The sequence below is a fragment of the Paraburkholderia sediminicola genome (assembly GCF_046027825.1).
Lineage (GTDB): Bacteria > Pseudomonadota > Gammaproteobacteria > Burkholderiales > Burkholderiaceae > Paraburkholderia > Paraburkholderia sediminicola_D.
Genome location: NZ_JAQQDU010000139.1, coordinates 1 through 17,335 on the forward strand (window position 1 = coordinate 1; position 17,335 = coordinate 17,335).

The following is a 17,335-nucleotide window of genomic DNA, read 5'->3' on the forward strand; positions in this document are numbered from 1 at the left end:
GCCGAGATTGCCGCCACGGTTGACGCCGGAAAGAATCAGCGTGGGCGGCGCGGCGCGCATCAGATGCCGCACACCCATTACGACGCAATCGCCCGGTGTGCCCACAACGCCAAAACGCCGTTCGCCCTGGCGGCTGACACGCAGCGGCGAGTGCAGGCTGATCGAATGCGACGTGCCGCTCTGATCGTGCTCCGGCGCGACTACCCAGACTTCATGCGCGAGCTCGGCGGCAACTGCCTCGAGTACGGCGAGGCCGGGTGCGTCGATACCGTCGTCGTTCGTCAACAGTACCCGCGGCACCTTGGATTCATAGGCAGACATTGCGGCATGCTCCTCTCAATGAGTAAGGGAAGGGAAGTCTCATTATCCGGCTATTGAGAAGGGTATGTCGCGAGGGGAGCGGTGGACGCAGCATGATGAAACCGAACAACAGCAGCATGCCGATCACCGGACCTGGCACCGGCAAATGGAACACGTACGACACACCTTCGCGAAGGCATTGAAATGTGAGTAGAGCCGCAAGCGCTGCAAGCATGGAGGTCTGCGGGACACAAAACGAGAAATGCGCTCATTGTGTACCATGCAGATTGCTTCGTGCCCGCTCCGTGCCTGCGCCTCGTGCCTTCGCTTCGCTAAAAGGCCGCGAAGCGTGACCGGGTCAGACGCGCCCGTTAATCCCCACACCCCTGTGCCGGATGAACTGACATGCAGATCGAGCCGTTTCAGATTGCTGTGCCGGACGCTGACATAGACGATCTTCGCCGGCGTATTCGTGCGACACGTTGGGCACCGGCAACGCCGTCGCCAGCCTGGCAGCAAGGTGCCGATTCCGCCTGGCTGCGCGAACTCGCCCAGTACTGGGCCGAGCGCTTCGATTGGCGCGAGGCAGAGCGCCGGCTGAATCTGCAACCGCAGTTTCTCGCCGAGGTCGAGGGACAGCGCGTGCACTTCGTGCATCGGCGCGGTGTCGGCCCGGCGTGTTATCCGCTCGTGGTCACGCATGGCTGGCCGGGTTCGTTTTTCGAGTTCCACGCATTGCTCGACCGCTTATGCGATCCGGCCGCATTCGGCTGCGATCCGGCCGATGCATTCGACGTCGTCGTTCCATCGCTGCCGGGTTTCGCGTTCTCGCAGGCTCCCGCTGAGGCCGGTACATCCGCATTTCAGGTGGCGGACTTGTGGGCGTCCCTGATGCGTGGCCTCGGTTATGAGCGCTTTGGTGCGCAAGGCGGCGATCTGGGCGCCGGCGTCTCGATCGCGCTTGCGGCACGGCATCACGAGCGTGTCGACGGCATTCATCTCAACTTCTTGCCAAGTTCATACGAACCCGCCAACGGCGCTGCGCAGACACCGCTCACGCTCGCAGAGGAAACCTATCTGCGGGAGAAGAACGAATGGGCCGCGCTCGAAGGTGGCTATGCCCATATGCACGCCACGAAACCGCAGACCCTGGCTGCTTCGTTGAACGATTCGCCGGTGGGACTCGCTGCATGGATCGGCGAGAAGTTTCGCGCGTGGAGTGATTGCGACGGTGATATCGAGCGGGTGTTTTCGAAAGACGAGTTGCTCACCAACATGTCGCTCTACTGGTACACGCAGAGTATCGGCACATCGACGCAAATGTATTGGGAAAACCGGTTGCAGCCGATGCGCTTCGCCGCGGGCCAACGCGTCGTGCCGCCGGTGGGATTCGCCCATTTTCCTCACGAGATCAATCATCCGCCGCGCACGTGGCTCGAGCGGACCTTCAACGTCGTGCAATGGACCGACATGCCGAGCGGAGGCCACTTCGCTGCGATGGAGAAGCCTGATTTGCTCGCTGCCGAGATTCGCAAACTGTTCAGGAAGTTGAGGCCTTAGGCACGTCGCCTCAACTACGCCAACGCACGTGGCGCCGGCTCGATATCGACGCCAATGCGGGGTACGCGGCGCATTTATGTCCTCCGCATCATCGAATATGCCCGTTGCATGACTTATCCAGCCGACGCGGCCGCCCGATCAGCTTGTCCCTTGATTTGTTCAGACAAAGCACCGCACGGCATGCGTCCGAACGTAATCGATAAATATGGTCAGAACCCTTGCAGCGGTCCTGTAGCCGCGTATGATCAGCGGTCGTTATCGCATCCGCTTTCTCGCCAGCGTACGTTCCCGGCCCCGTCGATTTGCCGGAATCCGATGCGCGAAGAAATGGCAGCACCCAGTAGGCGCCTGATTCACGAGGACAGGCATCCGCGTTAGCGCGGCAGCAGGAAACAACGCAGCGGCGAGGGACCTGAACGCACCATGTGTCAGGGCAGACTCTGCGGGAAAACAAAAAACAATGCAGAAAATGAAGGCCACAACGCGGCATGTCATCTACTTCACGCGCGATCCATTGCCGGATCTATTGGCGAGCTTCGAGGCGCGCGATTGGGAGGTTCAGATCATCGATTCGGTTCGGAACGTTCGGCGAGCCATGGATGACGGCTCGCTGGCCGGCGGGCTGGTCGACCTGTCGAGCGTGTTCGACTCCCGCGACATTGCCGCGCTGGAAGCCTGCCTTGCGATGCCGAACATAGGCTGGGTGGCGATGACCGCCGCGCCGGAACTCGATGACGCCGACGTACGCCGGCTGGTTCGCGACTACTGCTTCGACTACGTCACGCTCCCCGCTGCGAACGCCAGGATTGTCGATACGGTAGGCCATGCATGCGGCATGATCTTGCTCGGCGAACCCATATTCGTCGATACGTCCACGGTTGAAGGCGAGATGATTGGCACTTGCGATGCCATGCTCGCGTTGTTCCGCTCCATCCGCAAAGTCGCGACAAACGACGCACCCGTCTTCGTCTCCGGTGAATCGGGAACCGGCAAGGAACTGACGGCGGCGGCGATTCACGCGCGCTCGCCGCGCCGTAACGCGCCGTTCGTCGCCATCAACTGTGGTGCAATTCCGCCGCACCTGTTGCAATCCGAGCTGTTCGGCTACGAGCGTGGCGCTTTCACGGGCGCGAATCAACGCAGAATAGGGCGCGTCGAAGCCGCTCACGGCGGCACTGTGTTTCTCGATGAAATCGGCGATCTGTCGTTCGAGAGTCAGGCTAGCCTGCTGCGTTTCCTGCAGGAAAGCACCATCGACCGTCTGGGTGGCAACGGTTCGATCGATGTCGATGTGCGCATCATCTCGGCTACCCACGTCGATATGGAAGCCGCCATCGAAGACGGACGCTTTCGCGCGGACCTGTACCACCGTTTGTGCGTATTGAGGATCGACGAGCCGCCGCTTCGTGCACGCGGCAAGGACATCGAGCTGCTCGCGCTGTACACGCTGGATCGCTACAGGAAGGATGCGAGCCGTCGGCTGTACGGTTTTTCTCCGGACGCGATCGCGGCGCTGCATCTATATGACTGGCCCGGCAACGTACGGGAACTGATCAACCGGGTTCGCCGCGCCATGGTGATGTCGGAGGGGCGCACAATCACCGCGGACGATCTCGAACTGTCGGGCTACGTCGCGACCGCGCCACTGACACTGGCGCAGGCACGTGAGACAGCGGAGCGGCAGGCCATTGAACTCGCGCTGCTGAGGCATCGCGGGCGGCTCGGCGACGCTGCGCGCGAGCTCAGTATTTCACGCGCAACGCTGTACCGTTTGCTCAGCGCGCATGGCATGCGATACGGGGAAGACAGCGCCGCCGAAGGTTGAGGCGAAGTTCCTGCGCGGCAGCCAGGTAACTTGTTCACTCAAGTGTTAAAGCGACCAGCCATGTCGCGTACTTTCGACCTGCCGAAAGCCGATTGACGGCACTCGCGTTGCGTCGCGCTGGCTTTTGGCGGAAAGGCAATGCACGGACGTGAAACGATAGCTCATACCTGATATCTGCGCCCCGGTTCATCCGACTCCATCTCCGCAGATCAGCTCACCCGGCTCAAGCGTGGCGCCATGAAGGCGCGAGCCGCGGCACAACGGCTGCGCATCTCGCGCGGGCTTCTGGCCTGGCCCCTGAAAGAACCTGTGGATCAATCCGCGAACCATAACGGCAGCGCTGGAAAAAGCGAACCGTTTCTCACGTCTGGTGAGGAGCACCGTGAATCTTTTTCCTTGCACACTGGTTTATGTGGATGTCGATGCGAGTCCGGGGCCTAACTCGAGGAATCGCAATCCGTTGTCCTATGTGAGTCAGGCGATCTGCCTGAACAACAGCTTGCGGCAGGTCGGCATGCCGACGCTGACGATCATGACCAACGCGCCGGCGCTGGTCGCGCAACGGCTCGAAAGCATGGCACCCGCGCACCGGCCCGCGCTGAAGACGTTAAATGCGACGATCGAGTTGCCGAAAAACACGCCGTTTTACGCCGCGCATTTCAAACTGGATTTGATGGACCAGATGGCCGATTCGCTGCCGGCCGACACGATGCTGTTGCTGCTCGATGCCGACATGGTTGCGTTGCTGCCGCTCGCCCACAATCTGATCGAGCGCTGCGCTGAAGCGGGGCTCGGCGCATTCGATATTTCGGATCAGGTATTTCCGCCGTACGGTAGCGAACGTGTCGTGGCGGACCTGGAAATTGTTGCAGACAGGCGGCTCAGGAATCCGCGCTGGTACGGCGGTGAATTTCTTCTTGCGACGCCCGCTGCATTACGCCGGCTCGTGCCGTGCGCGCGGGCCTGTTACGCGCGCTATCTCATCGAAATCGAGCGCCTGAGACATCATGGCGACGAAGCGTTTATTTCCGCGGCGCTGAATGCGTTGGTCGACGAAGGACAGGGTCTGATCGAGGTCGGCGCCTATCAGGCAGTCGGCCGCCATTGGCCCGGCAATAATTATCGCGACGTGCGCTGGTTTCGCTGCTGTTCGTTTGTCCATTTGCCAGGCGGCAAGGCGTTGCTGGAAAGCGAGGCGCGTTTCGCCGATTTTGTGCCGGACCGTTTCTGGCGGCGTATGCGCGTGGCGCATCTACGTGGCCGCGTGCGTCATGCGTTGAAACGCATCGCCCGGTTGCTGAGTGTGGAGCGTCTCGTCACGCTGTCTGCTTGCGCCGGGCGCGGCGTGAAGAGCTAGGCCACCGTCCCCGCGGTGCAATGCCGCGCCGCCCATCAGATCGTCCCGAACAATGCCCGGGGACGATCTTTCAATGTGCCCGTCAACAGTCTCAACGCGCTCACAAGTTGATCGCGGCTCGTCGCGCACGCGAGGTTGATCCGCACACCGTGCTCGATCTCCGAGCGGTCCACGGCAAACGCCGACGACGGCATCACGACCACGCCACGCGCCTTCGCGTTCGCCGCGAAGTCGTCGGCACGCCACGGCGGCGGCAGTTTGAGCCACACGAACATGCACGCCGGATCGGTCTGCAGCAATTCCTGCGGCAACAACTCGCGCGCCAGATCCTGCCGTGCGCGAATTTCGGCAAGCTGCGCGTCCATGATGTGGCGCGCGGTGCCATCCTCGATCCAGATTGACGCGATCAGCATCGACATCGGCGCGGGCATCCATGCGGTGGTGCGCACCGCCTCCGCACAAAGCGCCGAACTGTCCGGCGGACTCAGCAGGTAGCCGAGCCGCAGGCCGGGCGCGAGAATCTTCGAGGTCGCTGCGAGGTGAAACGTCAGTTCCGGACACAGGCTCGCGATGGTCGGCAGCCGCTGCGAAACCAACGGCCCATAGACGTCGTCTTCAATGATCGCCACGCCGTGCCGGCGCGCAATGTCGACGAGCGCCATGCGGCGCTCGAGACTCATTGTCGTCACGGTCGGGTTCTGCAGGTTCGGCACCGTGAAAATCGCCTTCACCGGCATGCGCCGGCAGGCCCGTTCCACCTCGTCGGTCAGCAGGCCGTCGCGGTCGCTCGGAATGCCGACGATTTCGAACTGGAATACCGGCGCCAGGGCTTTCAGCCCGTAGTAGGTGAGCTGATCGGCGAGGATCACGCCGTCTGTGCCGATCAGGCTGTTCAGCACGGCATACAAACCGTGCTGGGCGCCGCTTGTGACCACCACGTGATCGGGCGTCGGTGTGAAGCCCGGCGCGGCCATCCAGCGGGCGCCGGCGGCGCGTGCCCAGGCGGGACCTTGCGGCGGCTGGTACTCCTGCAATTGCGGAAACCGCGGATCACGGGGCAATTCCGCCAGCGTGCGCGCGAGGCAGTTCAGGAATTCGCCCGTGGCCGGCCGGTTGACGGTCAGGTCGATCGCCGCGTTGCTGGCCGCCTGGGCAGGTTCGACGCTCGGCATCGCCCCGCCGGTCACGAGCGACCCGCGCCGCTTGCTGCCGATCACCAGCCCGCGCAATTGCAATTCCTTGTACGCACGGGACACCGTCGACACATTGATGCCCAGTTCGGTGGCCAGTTGCCGCTGCGGCGGCAGGCGGCTGCCCGGCGGATAGATGCCGCTGCGGATCTCGCTTTCGATCGAGCTGGACACCTCGACATACGTGGAACGCTTCGTCTGCGCCGGCGCCCCGTTGGCCCCACGCGTCGTGTCTTTGCCAGAAGCCATAAGAACCAATGTCTCCATGCAAAACAGCTTTGTCCGCGATTGTGCGGAATTTTGCCGATTCTATACCAGACATGCGCCCGCGCAACGCCTAAAAATGGCTCTCGGGAACGGCTGGCTTCCCGTGTGCCGTTGTTTGCAAGGACTGCGCCACGGACCATCCAGGGAAAATTCCAGAGCCACACAATGTGGGTATTAATTGCACACAAAAAAATATTGTGTGATTCTGATTGCCAGAGTTTGTCTGGTGGCGTGCGTGCCAAGGTGTCGCCGGGCAGTGTCCTGATTCCGTCTCCAGGAGTGTCCCCATGCGTTTTCCGCAGTCCTCTCCAGCCGCGTCCGCGTCGAAGCCTGGCGCTGCACTTCGCCAGTGGCCGGTCGCGATGACCGCGTCCGGCGGCGGCGCGTTGGAAGGGCGCAAGTGATGTCGGAGATTGCCATCATCGGTGCGGGATTCATCGGCCTTGCGAGCGCGGCGGCGTTGATGCGCGACGGCCATCGGGTCACGCTATTCGATCCGGCCGGCGTGGGGCAGGGGGCGTCGTTCGGCAACGCCGGGACCTTCGCGCACTATGCGTGCATTCCGGTCAACAACCCCTCCGTGTTCCGCGATCTGCCACGCTTTCTTTTGTCGAACGATAGTCCGTTCAGATTGCGCTGGGGGTATCTGCCTCATCTCGCCCCGTGGCTGGCGCGCTTCATGATGAGCTCGCTGCCGCGGTGTTACGAAGCGAGCGCCGCTGCACTCGCCGCGTTGCTCGATCGCGCTGGCGATGGCTATGCGCTACTGCTTGCGGACCCGGAGCTGGCGCGTTTTGTCCGGCCGCGCGAGTGCCTTTATCTGTACTCGAACACGGCTTCGTTCGATGCGGCTCGTCCCGCACTCGATTTGCGTCAACAGCTGGGCGTCGCCTTCGATGTGCTTGACGGTGGCGACATCCGGGCGCTTGAACCGTCGCTCGCGCCGATCTTCGAGCGTGGCGTTCTGTTCAGCAACAGTTGGCACTTTTCCGATCCTCACGGCTTTCTTCAAGCGCTCTATCAGCAGCTCGCCGCACAAGGTTTGAAGCTGGAGCGTTCGGCCGTCGACGCCGTACAGCCTTCCGCGGAAGGCGCGGCCGTGACCGTTGACGGTGCCGCGCGCCACTTTAGTCACGTGGTGATCGCTACGGGCGCGCGGTCCGCCCAGTTCGCCAGACAATGCGGGGACCCGGTCCCGCTCGATACGGAGCGCGGCTATCACGTCCGCTTTCCGGGCGCGCAACAACTGGTGTCGCGCCCGGTCGGCTGGGCCGAGCGCGGTTTCTACATGACGCCGATGAGCGATGGCCTGCGGGTCGCGGGCACGGTCGAACTTGCGGGGTCCGGCGACACGCGCAACCGCTCGCTGATCGACCTGCTGACGTTTTCGTCGAAGCGCGCCTTACCCGCGCTCGATGCGCCGGATAGCAGTTGGCTCGGGTTTCGTCCGACCTTGCCGGACGGCGTGCCGGTACTTGGACGATCGAGCGCGAGCGATCGGGTGATCTACGCATTCGGCCACCAGCATCTTGGGCTGACGCTAGCCGGGGTAAGCGGACGCATCGTTGCCGATCTGATCGCGCAGCGTGCGCCGCCGCTCGATCTCGCGCCTTATGCCGCCACGCGCTTTTGATTTTTTTGAGGTTCTGAGCAGACAGGTTTTCTCACGTCACGACAAGCATCGCAGGACGGTTTCGACGCGTCGCGCATCGGATCGGCCAACCTACACATCGCGCGCGACGTCACATCACGCAAGGAGTGGATCATGAATCGTCGCTATTGGTTGTTGAGTGCCACCGTCTGCGCACTCGTCACGACTATGTCGTCTTCGTGGGCGGCCGATTCTGAAGTCGTCAAGATCGGTTTTGTTGGACCGTTGACCGGCCCGGTTGCTCGTGTCGGCAAAGACCTGCAGTACGGCGCGCAATTGGCGCTCGATGAAGAGAGCGCGCGGCATCCGGTGATCGGTGGCAAGCCGGTCAAATTCGAACTCGATGTGCAGGACGATCAGGCGGACCCCCGCGTGGCGATTCAGGTCGCGCAGAAACTGGTCGACGACGGTGTGGTCGGCGTGATCGGGCACTACAACTCGGGGTGCAGCATTCCGGCGTCGACGGTCTATCACCAGGCCGATGTCGCGATGATTACGCCGGGCTCGACCAATCCGCAACGCACCAAGCAAGGCTACAAGAACGTGTTCCGCACCATGGGGCATGACGGCATCGGCGGTGTCGTGGCAGGGCACTTCGTGGTGGAGCAAATGAAGGCGAAACGCATCGGCATCATCGACGACCGCACGGCGTTCGGGCAAGGGCTCGCCGATGCATTCGAAAAAGGCGCCAAGGAAGCGAACGGCAACATCGTCGATCGCGAGTTCACGAACGACAAAGCGGTGGATTTTCGCGCCATCCTGACGACGCTCAAGAGCAAGAACGTCGATCTGATTTTCTTCGGCGGTCTGGATGAACAGGGTGCCATGCTGCTCAAACAGATGCGCTCGCTGGGCATGCAGGCGCAACTGTTCGGCGCTGGCGCGCTGAAGAGCAATGCGTTCCTGCAGATCGCCGGCACGGCGGGTGACGGTACGCAGGATCTCGAACCCGGTCCGGCGCTCGACAAGCTGCCTGCCGCACTGGAGTTCGGCAAGCGCTATAAAGCGCGCTTCAATCAGGATGTCGAGCTGTACGCACCGTTTGCCTATGATGCCGCGCTTGCCATGATCAAAGCGATACACAGCGCCGACTCGCTCGATCGGGCAAGGATCGTCGATGCCCTGGCGAAGGTGAAAGTCACCGGCGTGACCGGCAATATCACCTTTGACCCTTATGGCGATCTGATCAAGCCGCCGTACACGCTGTTTCAGGTCCAGCAGGGACAGTGGAAGAGCATCAAGACAGTGGGCGGCAACGGCGTCTAGTTGATCGCGCGAAGACAGATGGGTGTTTCAGCCCGGCGAGGACGGGAAAAATCCGTGATACCGAAACGTGTCGGCAGGCGTGGGCGCAACGAGATGACCCGTTGCGCCAACCGATAGCAGTGTGTCCACGGTCTCGGTGCGATTCGACACGAACACCCACTCAACCGTTGCGTCCTGCGATGCCGGCGCCGCGTGGATCCGCCGAAGCGCGGCGAGCAGGGCGTCACTTTCCGGTGCATAGATGACGAAACCCTCGTTCGCGAGGGCCGCACTGTTCAGTCCCAGTTCGAGGCAGATCTGCGCGCGCAGCGGCGCCTCAAGCTGGTTCGCGCGACGCGACTGCTGCACCAGTTGGTAGGTCGTCTCGTCGACAAGTACACCCTGCCTTTGCAACGGCGTTTTCTGCCACGCTTCAGGAGGACAGCCCTTGTTTTCCGGCACCAGCGTAACGAACGGATTGATTTCTGCAGGATAGATCCGGCACACCATCGGCCTTTGTTCATAGATGCCGCAGCGCATGTCGGCTTGCAGATTCGGACAGGCACCGGCGAACGCGGCGGCGAGCGTGATCGAGATGCGCACCGGCAATGTTCCGCTCATCGCAGGCGTTGAACGTGCCCGTTTGTACCCGGCTTGCGCGTTTCCAGACTCAGGCTCGACCGGCCACGGAATGGCTTCGCACAACAACTCCATTTGCCCGCCCCGCTGAAGCCAATCGATCGCCTCGGTTGTCGTCAGCGCGAGGCGCAAATCGTGGCAGCAGTTGCCGCACGCGGTGCATTCGAAATTGATGTCATCCACCCTGATTCTCTCTTCAAAAAGTCGGCGTTGTGCTTGGTCGGAACAGAGGCGAAATTCTGACAGCGACCCTGCAAATAAATGCCGGTCGGCTGGCCTCAATGCGCCGTATTCGAATGCTGGCGTAATTCGCCAGGAATGAAAGCGCGTTCAAGGCCACCGCCATCGAGCCACGCGCGTGTGGTCCCGGCGGCACGGTCGATCAGGCGATTGCATTGCGTATAGTCGTAAGGTGAAATGTCGAGCGGACAAAGCGGGGGTACCACGAAAATCTCGGCGCGGGTAGTGTAGAACTCCAGATCGCGAACGAGCTGGCGCGCGATGACCAGCGTGAGCGCGTGCATAGCCTGAGCAATCGCGCTGGCAGGCGGCGCACGGAGCGCGCAAGCGAAACCCGCTGGCAGCACGATTATTCGGGTCGCGCCAAGCGCAATGGCAACCGATATCGGCGTGTTATTTGCGACGCCGCCATCGATCAGATCCACACCGTCGATTCGTACGGGTGGAAACACACCGGGAATCGCCGCGCTTGCCAACACCGCTTCCACCACCGGACCGGACGATATCACGAACTCGTTACCCGAAAGCACATCGGTAGCGACAATGTGCAAGGGCAGCGTCGCTTGCTCCACGCGCATAAATGAAAGGTTCTTTTCGAGCAGCATACGCAGCGCCGTCGCCTCCACGAGATGCGGACGGCGCCGCAGCACCATGTCGAGCAGCCCAAGCATCGAGAACGGCATGATGTCCTGCCGGCGGATCCGGCACCACAGCGACTCGAGCATTGCCACACCGTCACAATTCGGACTTCCCGCGAAATAGGCGGCGTTAATCGCGCCCGCGGACGCGCCGACTACGAAACCCGGATGCTCGCCCCGATTGAGCAGCTCCCGCAACATGCCGACTTCAATGGCACCCAGACTGCCGCCGCCGGAAAACACGAAGGCGGTTAGTGGAGTGCGAGGCACGTTGGCCCGCGGGTCGGACAGCGTGGAATCAATCGATGACATATCGGCCTCCCCTGCATACTGTACGCCGTACCCACGTAGCAGGTGCGGCGCGAGCACGGTGACGGTTCCGGATCGGATGCAGCGAGCGATTCGAAGGCGTCGTCGAGCTAGTCGTTCAGTGCATCATGCCGCGATTGCGCCTGAAGGCAATCTGTTAGCTTGTAACGAGCGTTCGCGTGCATCCGTGCGCTCAGCGGCCGCTCGGGTTGCACTAAGATTAAATTTATTTTGCGCGTATTCCACGCCGTCGCTGGATCGCTGGACAAGACTGTGCTTAACCCCGGCTCCTTGTTTCGTGGAGCTTTCAACGCGAGGGCAACAGCATGACTGCACCCATCACGCTAGTCCTGTTCGACATGGAGGGCGTTCTGTCCCACTACGACCGTTCTGCGCGGGTCGATCGTCTGGCGGCAATTTCCGGGCAGAAGCCAGAAGCCGTGCGTCACGCGATCTGGGGATCAGGGCTAGAAGCCCGTGCCGACGCGGGGCAGATCAGCGACGACGACTATCTGGGCGCGCTCGGCGAACTGCTGAACTGTCCCGTGAGCCGGGATGACTGGCTGAGCGCGCGCTACGCGTCGATTACGCCGAACAAGGACGTGCTCGCGCTTGCCGAAAGAGTCGCAAAACATCACCGGATCGCGGTGCTCACCAACAACTGCCGCCTGCTCACCGAGCATATCGGCTTTCTGAATCCACCCGTCGCGCAACTGTTCGGTCCACACGTCTATGCGTCCGCCGCGTTCGGTGCAGCGAAACCGGCCGCTCAAACCTATCTCCGCTGCGTGGAGCAACTGGGTGTTCCCGCCGCCGAAACGCTTTTCGTCGACGATACGGACGCTAACGTGGCGGGCGCAGTCGACGCCGGCCTGCTGGGATATCGGTTTGTCAGTGCTGAAGCGTTGTCGGCGGAACTGGAACGTTACGGCCTGATCGAGCAGACGTAAGACGTGCGGCACGGGCGCATAAACGAACGAGGCGCTAGAGCGTAGCGTGTCCCTCGGGCAACGCCTGGCCGCTGAGGTCCGGATTATTCTGCGCGAGTTCGTGAACCCATTCGCTAAAAACGCGCACGCACATGCTCGGCCGACGGTGCGGATGCAGCAGGGACAGTGGCACGGAGGGACATGGGTAGTCACCGAGGATTTCGCGCAACGCGCCGGCCTCGATCGCCTTCGCAGCCATGAAACGCGGCACCTGAATCAGCCCCAATCCTTCGATCGCGGACATGACGTACACCAGGCCCTCGTTGACCGCGAATATGCCGTTCACCGGTTTTCGGACGAGCGCTCCGTCCACTTCAACCTCGAATGGATAAATGCGTCCCGTGCGTGCGGAAAAATAGTTCACCGGCCGATGGCGGTCGAGGTCGTCGGGCGTGACGGGCTCGCCCATCTGCTCGAGATACGCCGGCGCGGCGCAGATGCACATGCGAACGCTGCCGATCGGTCGCACGATGAGATTTGAATCGTCGAGCGTGCCGATCCGTATCACGCAATCAACGCCTTCCTGCACAAGATCGACGTTGCGGTCGGCCAATCCCAGCTTCACGGTGATGTCGGGATAGCGCGCATTGAAATCGCGCATGGCGGGGACCAGCACGTTGGCGGCGAACGTGGCGGATGTATCGACGCGAATCGTGCCGCGCGGGTTTTGCCGCTTGTTCGATAACGCGGATTCGGCATCGGAGACCTCGGCCAGAATGCGTGCGCAGTATTCGTAGTAGAGCGCGCCGTCGTCGGTCACCTGGACGCTGCGCGTCGTGCGATTCAGCAGGCGTACCCCCAGATGGTTCTCCAGATTCTGCACGAGCGTCGACACCGACGCACGCGGTATCTCCAGCGAGTCGGCCGCCTTCGAGAAGCTCGACGCGTCAACGACGCGCTTGAACACCGCCATCGCCTGAAGCAAATCCATACCCGGTTGTCCTCTCGAATGTGACCGCTTCGCAGTCTAGAACGGACTGCCGATCGGCCGCAAACAGAAGTCCACGCAATGCGAGCTACCTACGAGAAATCTTGACACCGTTTACGCATCGCCATATAGTTCACCATATGGCAAAGTCTCCAGTCAGTCAACTCGATCGCACGTTTTCCGCCCTCGTGGACCCGACACGCCGGGCCATCCTTGCTCGCCTCGAGCGGGAGCCCGGGCTGTCGGTCACGGAAATCGCGCGGCCGCTGCCGCTCAAGCTTCCCGCGGTCATGAAGCATCTCGACGTGCTGAGCGACGCGGGTCTGGTGTCGCGTACGAAGAACGGACGGACCGTCTCGGTCGATCTGGTCGCGGCGCCGATGGCGGAGGCAATGGCATGGTTGAAGCGCTACGAGCGCTTCTGGTCCGCGAGCCTCGACCGGCTTGCCGATTTTGTGGAGGGAGATGAGGAATGATCCAGGAACCGCCGAGCCTGACTATCGTGCGGCGCATCAAGGCGCCGCCAGCCCGAGTTTATGCAGCGTGGACGAAGCCCGAACTGATGGTGCGCTGGTGGGGGCCCGACGCCGGGCCGGTGCTAAGCGCCGAAGCCGATCCGCGCGTGGGTGGCCGCTTTCGCGTGGTGTTCCAGACACTGGACGGCGAGACGCACGACTGCCGCGGCGAATACCTGGAAGTCGAAGTGGACCGCAAGCTCGTTTTCACGTGGGAGTGGGTCACGATGCCCGAGCGCCGCTCGCAGGTCTCCCTCAGGCTGCGCGCAATCGAAGAGGGAACCGAACTCATGCTCACTCATGCACAGTTCTTCGACGAGGCTGCGCGCGATGCTCATCAGGCCGGCTGGAGCACGGCATTGGACAAGCTCGGCGCATTCATGACTCAACCGGAAGGCGAAGGCAACTGACTCGCGTCGGAAACGAATTCAACTCATGCCGAGGTCGAATATGAAGCTCTACTATGCTGAAACTCTGGCTCCACGGAAAGCTTGCGCAGTGGCAAGATATTTAGGCTTGCAAATCGAATACGTCTTTGTCGATTTGACGAAGGGCGAGCAGAGCAGGCCGGACTATCTGGCGATCAATCCAAACGGCAAGGTGCCTTGTCTCGTCGACGGCGAGAGAAGCATCTGGGAAGCCGACGCCATCGTCAGCCATTTCGCGCGGCGCGCGGAGTCCGACCTCTGGCCGACGGATGACCGGCAGATCGATGTCTTGCGCTGGTTCAGCTGGAACAACCATCATTTTTACCCGCATGCCGGCGCGCTTTACTTCGAATCGATCATCAAGCCGGTGTTTGGACTCGGCGGCCCCGACCCGTCTAAAGTCGCTGAAGAGCAGGGCTTGTTTCGCAAGTCTGCCCGCGTGCTCGACCAGCACCTCAAAGGCCGTGAATGGCTACTCGGCGACGCTCTGACAGTCGCGGATTTTTCCGTTGCCATCGCGCTGCCGTATGCGAAAAACGCAGCAATGCCGCTCGATGAGTTTCCGGAAATACGGCGCTGGCACGATCAGCTGAACACCATCGAGGCATGGCGCAATCCGTTTCCGGTGCGCCGGGCCACTTCCGTTGCCAACGCTGCGCTCAACGCCTGATGACACGGCCATGTGCTGCGCGATCGTTGCACTCGCCGTCACCTTGCTCGCCGGTTGGCGCAGCGTGTCGGGCACGCTGATCGGCTGTGCCGGGCGGCGCCGCCGGATCGCGATCGTCTTGATTGCGGTCGGTGCCGCCGCCGGCTCCGCGTTCGCGGCCGATCAATTCGCCGATGTTCGCGGTGGCCAGTCGTCGTTCCTTGCGCGCCTGAGCGCAATGCCGATTTGTGGTCATTTCATCCATTAGCGGTTCAGCCGGCGCCCGCAACTCGCGCCGGAAGTCGCCTTCAAAAGCTACTTTCCTGCTTGTAGCCGTCTGAGGCTACATTGAATATGTCTGTGAGGCATGGGGTGTCATGCCGAACGCGGTCGGCGCTCCAGCCAATTCCGCAACAAGCCCGCCAGAAGCGCGCTAACGAGCACGGCAAGGTAAAGCGTGACGAGGCTGTGACGCCATGTATCGAGCGCGAGCTGGTGCGTCAGCAGTTTCGAATCGGTAGCGGGGAGGACAGCATGCATTGCGACGACCGCTTGCTTCATCCGCAGAAAACCCGCGGCGGATAACAATGGCAAAACAACGAGCAGGGCAAGCAGTGCGGGTCTCGCGCGTTGTGCCGCCGGATAGGGACTCAATCTGAACCACACGCCGAGGCAGCCATGGATCCAGCCCGGCGCGAGCAGTGCAAGCTGCAGACCCTGCGTGCCGCTCGTGATCAGCGATATTACGATCCGCTCGTAGTTCGGCTCAAAGCCATACAGCGACGTTGCGAGGCGCGTCGCAACCGCATGCCGGATGAGCAGCAGTGGCAGGCTGAGTCCGGCCCACAACCGGATCCATTCGGCCGGCGGGAGCGTCCAGTGACGGCGCCCGTAAATCGTGCGCACGGCGAGCGCGAAATGGAGAAGGGCCGCACCGTACAGCAGGATCGTGCCGGGTACGCTATGCCAGATCCACAGCGCAAGCATGAGTCCGCGTCCGGCAAGATCGAGCGACCAGATTCCGAGCGCATGATTGACCAGGTGCAAAAATAGATAGATGAGCAGCACAACGCCCGATCCGAGTTGCAGGCGGCGCAGAACGGGTCGTAATTCCGGTCGCACATTACCCTCCCTTCAAGTCGTATGCTCCGGAGAACGGCTTGGGAGTTCGCGGCCGAACCAAGTCGAGCATGCCACCGCGCCTCCCATGCCTCACGTTCCTCACGCTCTGCGAGCAGGCGTGATGGTGCGCTTCTGAGATCGGCTCTGTTGTACCGTACCCTGGCGCACCGCTTCGGCAAATCGCTGCAACGCGGAAAGCGAGCCGCACACGCTCTGATATTCCTCGCGGCCAATCCTGCCGTCGAGGATGACGGCCATGCCCGAGGCACGGGCCATGTCGATGATGTCCATGTTGGTTACTCCTTTCAGGTTCCCTCATCTGCATGACCGCCGCCGCGGCGCGGCTATTCCCATTTATTCTGGCGCCGGACATGTAAGCCTGAGCGGGTGGCTTTATCAGCCAGCGCCGATTTTCTTTTTCCGGGAATAAAACCGGCGGCGCGGCAGTCATGCCTGACGAACCGAGTCGTGTGGCCCGCCGGATGATCCCGCGGTTTGCCTGCGAATCCTTATCGTGAGGTCAACATGTCGTCACATCATTCATCCGATTCTGCGCTTAACCCCGCATTTAGCCCATCCCGCCGCGGCGCCCTGAAGTGTCTCGCCTTCGGTGGAGTAGGCACGGTGTTCGTCCTTGCCGGCGGCATTCTCACGCCCGTGGAACTGGCCCTTGCGGCCGACGCGAAATCATCCTCGACGTCCATGGGTGTGCCGCTTTTCCTGCAGATCAGCGATTCGCATATCGGCTTCAATAAAGAAGCCAACCCGGACGTCGCGGGTACGCTCAAACAGACGATCGACTACGTCAACGCCATGCCGGTCAAGCCCGCGCTGACCATTCACACCGGCGACATCACGCATCTCTCCAAACCGGCTGAGTTCGATCTCGCGGCGCAGTTGATGTCGGGTCTGAATATCACCGAACTCCACACCGTGCCAGGCGAACACGACGTGACGGACGGCCCCGGAACCGAATACTTCAGCCGTTTCGGGAAGGCCTCAGACAACAAAGGCTATTACAGCTTCGATCACAGTGGCGTGCACTTCGTCGCGCTCGTCAACGTGATGCATTTCAAGCCGAACGGCTTGGGCGGTCTCGGCGACGATCAACTCGCCTGGCTTGAAAATGACCTGAAGGGGCGCTCGTCCAGCACGCCGATTGTCGTCTTTGCACACATGCCGATGTGGACGATCTACGAGCCATGGGGGTGGGGCACGGGCGACGCCGGTCAGGCAATGAGCTATCTGAAGCGCTTTGGCTCGGTGACCGTGCTGAACGGGCATATCCACCAGATCGTGTCGAAGGTCGAAGGCAATATCACTTTCCATACTGCGCGCTCGACAGCCTATCCGCAGCCGAGCGCCGGCAACGGCCCCGGCCCTGGACCACTCACGGTGGCGAGCGATCAACTCCCCAGGATGCTCGGCGTGACGAGCATCAAGATCGCGCGTCATCCGCTCAAGGCGACGCTTGCCGACACGA

The 17,335-nt window shown here is 61.8% G+C and carries 18 protein-coding genes and 1 pseudogene; 11 read left to right on the forward strand and 8 right to left on the reverse strand.

The window, feature by feature from the left end; genetic code table 11:
* Together PQQ96_RS38990 and PQQ96_RS38995 are read right to left on the reverse strand one after the other, a co-directional pair.
* Positions 1–321: 5'/3'-nucleotidase SurE (locus PQQ96_RS38990; RefSeq protein ID WP_408302305.1), on the reverse strand; the 321-nt coding region annotated here is incomplete at its 3' end.
* 82 nt (positions 322–403) lie between these two features.
* Positions 404–535: pseudogene (locus PQQ96_RS38995) on the reverse strand (CidA/LrgA family protein); the annotation flags it as partial.
* Between the two features lie 170 nt (positions 536–705).
* Here PQQ96_RS38995 and PQQ96_RS39000 point away from each other — a divergent pair.
* The 3 genes from PQQ96_RS39000 to PQQ96_RS39010 all read left to right on the forward strand — a co-directional run bounded on the left by PQQ96_RS39000 (position 706) and on the right by PQQ96_RS39010 (position 5,042).
* Entirely contained in the window at positions 706–1,860 is a 1,155-nt protein-coding gene (locus tag PQQ96_RS39000; RefSeq protein ID WP_408302307.1) for an epoxide hydrolase family protein, read from the forward strand.
* A 469-nt stretch (positions 1,861–2,329) separates the two neighbouring features.
* Positions 2,330–3,685 carry a sigma-54 dependent transcriptional regulator gene (locus tag PQQ96_RS39005; protein WP_408302308.1) on the forward strand — a complete coding sequence of 452 codons (1,356 nt, stop codon included), beginning with the start codon at positions 2,330–2,332 and terminating at the stop codon, positions 3,683–3,685.
* Positions 3,686–4,067: 382 nt separating this feature from the next.
* Complete coding sequence (locus PQQ96_RS39010; RefSeq protein WP_408302311.1) at positions 4,068–5,042, forward strand: hypothetical protein; 975 nt, start codon at positions 4,068–4,070, stop codon at positions 5,040–5,042.
* Positions 5,043–5,077: 35 nt separating this feature from the next.
* Here the strand turns inward: PQQ96_RS39010 and PQQ96_RS39015 are convergent, their stop codons facing one another.
* Positions 5,078–6,481, reverse strand: coding sequence for an aminotransferase-like domain-containing protein (locus PQQ96_RS39015; RefSeq protein WP_408302313.1), 1,404 nt, complete (start codon positions 6,479–6,481; stop codon positions 5,078–5,080).
* 421 nt (positions 6,482–6,902) lie between these two features.
* Here PQQ96_RS39015 and PQQ96_RS39020 point away from each other — a divergent pair, with 421 nt between their 5' ends.
* Together PQQ96_RS39020 and PQQ96_RS39025 are read left to right on the forward strand one after the other, a co-directional pair.
* Positions 6,903–8,132: an NAD(P)/FAD-dependent oxidoreductase gene (locus tag PQQ96_RS39020; RefSeq protein WP_408302315.1), complete on the forward strand. Its 1,230-nt coding sequence runs from the start codon at positions 6,903–6,905 to the stop codon at positions 8,130–8,132.
* A 132-nt stretch (positions 8,133–8,264) separates the two neighbouring features.
* Positions 8,265–9,416, forward strand: a complete 1,152-nt coding sequence (locus PQQ96_RS39025) for a branched-chain amino acid ABC transporter substrate-binding protein (protein WP_408302317.1) — start codon at positions 8,265–8,267, stop codon at positions 9,414–9,416.
* A 27-nt stretch (positions 9,417–9,443) separates the two neighbouring features.
* Here PQQ96_RS39025 and PQQ96_RS39030 read toward each other — a convergent pair whose 3' ends face one another.
* Together PQQ96_RS39030 and PQQ96_RS39035 are read right to left on the reverse strand one after the other, a co-directional pair.
* Positions 9,444–10,217 (reverse strand): YkgJ family cysteine cluster protein, encoded by a 774-nt coding sequence (locus tag PQQ96_RS39030; RefSeq protein ID WP_408302318.1) that lies wholly within the window; start codon positions 10,215–10,217, stop codon positions 9,444–9,446.
* Positions 10,218–10,312: 95 nt separating this feature from the next.
* Positions 10,313–11,224, reverse strand: a complete 912-nt coding sequence (locus PQQ96_RS39035; RefSeq protein WP_408302320.1) for a patatin-like phospholipase family protein — start codon at positions 11,222–11,224, stop codon at positions 10,313–10,315.
* Between the two features lie 323 nt (positions 11,225–11,547).
* Between PQQ96_RS39035 and PQQ96_RS39040 the strand changes: the two genes are divergently transcribed.
* Positions 11,548–12,171, forward strand: coding sequence for an HAD-IA family hydrolase (locus PQQ96_RS39040; RefSeq protein ID WP_408302322.1), 624 nt, complete (start codon positions 11,548–11,550; stop codon positions 12,169–12,171).
* A 34-nt stretch (positions 12,172–12,205) separates the two neighbouring features.
* On the opposite strand, the gene PQQ96_RS39045 is transcribed toward PQQ96_RS39040, so the two are convergent.
* Positions 12,206–13,141, reverse strand: a complete 936-nt coding sequence (locus PQQ96_RS39045; protein ID WP_408302324.1) for a LysR family transcriptional regulator — start codon at positions 13,139–13,141, stop codon at positions 12,206–12,208.
* 137 nt (positions 13,142–13,278) lie between these two features.
* Between PQQ96_RS39045 and PQQ96_RS39050 the strand changes: the two genes are divergently transcribed.
* The 4 genes from PQQ96_RS39050 to PQQ96_RS39065 are packed head-to-tail and all read left to right on the forward strand — an operon-like array spanning position 13,279 to position 14,998.
* A complete protein-coding gene (locus PQQ96_RS39050) occupies positions 13,279–13,614 on the forward strand; it encodes an ArsR/SmtB family transcription factor (RefSeq protein ID WP_408302326.1) in 336 nt (111 codons plus the stop codon).
* Entirely contained in the window at positions 13,611–14,063 is a 453-nt protein-coding gene (locus tag PQQ96_RS39055; RefSeq protein WP_408302328.1) for an SRPBCC family protein, read from the forward strand. The genes PQQ96_RS39050 and PQQ96_RS39055 overlap by 4 nt, the downstream gene beginning before the upstream one ends.
* A gap of 40 nt (positions 14,064–14,103) precedes the next feature.
* Entirely contained in the window at positions 14,104–14,751 is a 648-nt protein-coding gene (locus PQQ96_RS39060; RefSeq protein ID WP_408302330.1) for a glutathione S-transferase family protein, read from the forward strand.
* Positions 14,752–14,761: 10 nt separating this feature from the next.
* The gene (locus PQQ96_RS39065) at positions 14,762–14,998 is read left to right on the forward strand and encodes a hypothetical protein (protein ID WP_408302332.1); all 237 of its coding nucleotides are present in this window, start codon (positions 14,762–14,764) and stop codon (positions 14,996–14,998) included.
* 107 nt (positions 14,999–15,105) lie between these two features.
* Here PQQ96_RS39065 and PQQ96_RS39070 read toward each other — a convergent pair whose 3' ends face one another.
* Both PQQ96_RS39070 and PQQ96_RS39075 read right to left on the reverse strand, forming a co-directional pair.
* A complete protein-coding gene (locus PQQ96_RS39070; RefSeq protein WP_408302334.1) occupies positions 15,106–15,852 on the reverse strand; it encodes a hypothetical protein in 747 nt (248 codons plus the stop codon).
* A gap of 99 nt (positions 15,853–15,951) precedes the next feature.
* The gene (locus PQQ96_RS39075) at positions 15,952–16,143 is read right to left on the reverse strand and encodes a hypothetical protein (protein ID WP_408302336.1); all 192 of its coding nucleotides are present in this window, start codon (positions 16,141–16,143) and stop codon (positions 15,952–15,954) included.
* Positions 16,144–16,377: 234 nt separating this feature from the next.
* On the opposite strand from PQQ96_RS39075, the gene PQQ96_RS39080 reads away from it, so the two are divergent.
* Positions 16,378–17,335 (forward strand): metallophosphoesterase family protein (locus tag PQQ96_RS39080; protein ID WP_408302338.1); only part of this gene is annotated, 958 nt, incomplete at its 3' end.

What these genes read in the sequence shown, in the direction of transcription:
- PQQ96_RS39000 (WP_408302307.1), top strand. Translation starts at nt 706, where the DNA reads ATGCAGATCGAGCCGTTTCAGATTGCTGTGCCGGACGCTGACATAGAC.
- PQQ96_RS39005 (WP_408302308.1), top strand. Translation starts at nt 2,330, where the DNA reads ATGAAGGCCACAACGCGGCATGTCATCTACTTCACGCGCGATCCATTG.
- PQQ96_RS39015 (WP_408302313.1), bottom strand. Translation starts at nt 6,481, where the DNA reads ATGGCTTCTGGCAAAGACACGACGCGTGGGGCCAACGGGGCGCCGGCG.
- PQQ96_RS39020 (WP_408302315.1), top strand. Translation starts at nt 6,903, where the DNA reads ATGTCGGAGATTGCCATCATCGGTGCGGGATTCATCGGCCTTGCGAGC.
- PQQ96_RS39025 (WP_408302317.1), top strand. Translation starts at nt 8,265, where the DNA reads ATGAATCGTCGCTATTGGTTGTTGAGTGCCACCGTCTGCGCACTCGTC.
- PQQ96_RS39035 (WP_408302320.1), bottom strand. Translation starts at nt 11,224, where the DNA reads ATGTCATCGATTGATTCCACGCTGTCCGACCCGCGGGCCAACGTGCCT.
- PQQ96_RS39040 (WP_408302322.1), top strand. Translation starts at nt 11,548, where the DNA reads ATGACTGCACCCATCACGCTAGTCCTGTTCGACATGGAGGGCGTTCTG.
- PQQ96_RS39045 (WP_408302324.1), bottom strand. Translation starts at nt 13,141, where the DNA reads ATGGATTTGCTTCAGGCGATGGCGGTGTTCAAGCGCGTCGTTGACGCG.
- PQQ96_RS39050 (WP_408302326.1), top strand. Translation starts at nt 13,279, where the DNA reads ATGGCAAAGTCTCCAGTCAGTCAACTCGATCGCACGTTTTCCGCCCTC.
- PQQ96_RS39055 (WP_408302328.1), top strand. Translation starts at nt 13,611, where the DNA reads ATGATCCAGGAACCGCCGAGCCTGACTATCGTGCGGCGCATCAAGGCG.
- PQQ96_RS39060 (WP_408302330.1), top strand. Translation starts at nt 14,104, where the DNA reads ATGAAGCTCTACTATGCTGAAACTCTGGCTCCACGGAAAGCTTGCGCA.
- PQQ96_RS39065 (WP_408302332.1), top strand. Translation starts at nt 14,762, where the DNA reads ATGTGCTGCGCGATCGTTGCACTCGCCGTCACCTTGCTCGCCGGTTGG.
- PQQ96_RS39075 (WP_408302336.1), bottom strand. Translation starts at nt 16,143, where the DNA reads ATGGACATCATCGACATGGCCCGTGCCTCGGGCATGGCCGTCATCCTC.